We start from the raw sequence: 1,651 nt of genomic DNA, 5'->3' as shown, positions 1-1,651 counted from the left end.
TAGTTCTGCTGTTAGTCCTGCTGCTGCTCCTGGGGCTAGTAACGGTGAGGCACCTGTTTCTGAGGCTAGTAAAACTAATGTACCTACTGAATCGGCAGATACCCAACCCAAACCAACTCCACCCAGTCCCATCGCTGTAGTACAAACTGTGTCAGAATTGCCAGTTATTAAACCAGCGCCCTCTCCTACTGAGGTGGAAACTCAGGATTCCCCTAAAGAAAGTCTATCGATCCCCACAGAAACAGTGGTAATCCCTGAGGCCGAGTTTTCGATTTCTTCTACTTCTACTGCTTCGATTTCTTCTACTTCTACTTCTTCTAGGTCTTCTACTACTAATGTGGCGGTTCAAGCCATCCCTGCTCCTCAACAAAATGTGTCCACTCTCTCTAGAGGTCCTTCTACCTCTAGAATTATCGATCAAGCTGTGCCTGGACTGAATGTCCCGAGTAGCCCTGTTTCTGATTCTTTAAACTCATCCAAGCCTACTGTTGCCAATCCGATATCTCAAAATACCCTGTTTGATAAGATTTCTCAGGTAGCAGAAGCCAGACGATATTTCCAGGAGCGTTGGCAACCTCCCGAAGGGCTACAGAAAACCTTGAACTATAGTTTGTGGTTAAATAATAATGGTACAATCCGACGTATCATTCCTCTTGGCCAAGCAGCCAAAACCTATATAGATAACGCCCCCATACCTCTGATCGGTGAAACTTTTGTGTCCCCTTTAGAAGGGGAAGGTATACCAAAAATTCGCGTGCTGCTACACCCGGATGGTAAGGTACAGACCTTGTTGGAAGGGATGAATTGAGGTAATTAGTAATAGGGGCTCTTGCTTAACACCTATTAGGTTAAATTCCTTCCTACCTAGGATGTCCAAAACTATTGTTAGGCAATTTTGGACATTATTTTTGTGTTCGCTCCCTAGCACTCCCAAAAAAGTGTGGGGTCTCCCGCTATTGACCTTTAGTTTAGGATGGGGAAGTCTAAAATCTGGGTATAGCTATCTTGGTAGTTTTTCTAACTAGCATTCTCCCATAGTAAGTCCGGAAAAGGCTTGTAGCAGTTCACAAAAATATCCTTATACCTCCCACAATCTCCCAGAATGTGTGTTAGATTAAAAACATGGCACTCATTCCACTCCGTAAGGCGGTCGAACTGACGGGACTCTCCAAAAATACACTAAGGAAATACGCGGACGATGGAACGATCAAATGCGAAAAGACGCCGGGAGGAACAAGACTGTTCGATGTTGAAAGCTTGCTCACTTTCGGAAAGTGTCAAACAAGCACTGAGTCTAGTCAGTCTACAATTTGCTACTGCCGAGTCAGTTCTACCAAACAAAGAGACGACCTCGCCCGCCAAATCGCCTACATGCACTCCCTGTTTCCACAAGCCGAAATCATCAAAGACATCGGTTCAGGACTCAACTACAAAAGGAAGGGGCTTCGAGCCATACTGGAACGGATTATGCGCGGAGATCAGCTCACGATTGTTGTTGCCTGTAGAGACAGGCTCACTCGATTCGGGTTTGAACTCATTGAGTACTTGGTTAGAAGTTACCGTAAGAGTAGTGCAGCCTTTATAGTTGGTAAATTATGCAGCATAGGGTAAAGGTTTTGTAGTAAGGCTGCACTACTCTAAGGTTTCATCT

Annotated in this window: 1 protein-coding gene and 1 pseudogene; both read left to right on the top strand. The window is 45.0% G+C overall.

Features of this window, described 5'->3' with window-relative positions; all coding sequences use genetic code 11:
- Positions 1-808, top strand: a pseudogene (locus F6K53_RS40750) (hypothetical protein); the annotation flags it as partial.
- A 314-nt stretch (positions 809-1,122) separates the two neighbouring features.
- Positions 1,123-1,611: an IS607 family transposase gene (locus F6K53_RS40745; RefSeq protein WP_075896339.1), complete on the top strand. Its 489-nt coding sequence runs from the start codon at positions 1,123-1,125 to the stop codon at positions 1,609-1,611.
- The last annotated feature ends 40 nt before the right edge of the window (positions 1,612-1,651 follow it).

Origin of the sequence: Moorena sp. SIO4A1, from assembly GCF_010672065.1 — a bacterium.
Lineage (GTDB): Bacteria > Cyanobacteriota > Cyanobacteriia > Cyanobacteriales > Coleofasciculaceae > Moorena.
Note: the sequence above shows the minus strand (reverse complement) of the source record. Positions and strands in the feature narration are given on the sequence as shown.

What these genes read in the sequence shown, in the direction of transcription:
- F6K53_RS40745 (WP_075896339.1), top strand. Translation starts at nt 1,123, where the DNA reads ATGGCACTCATTCCACTCCGTAAGGCGGTCGAACTGACGGGACTCTCC.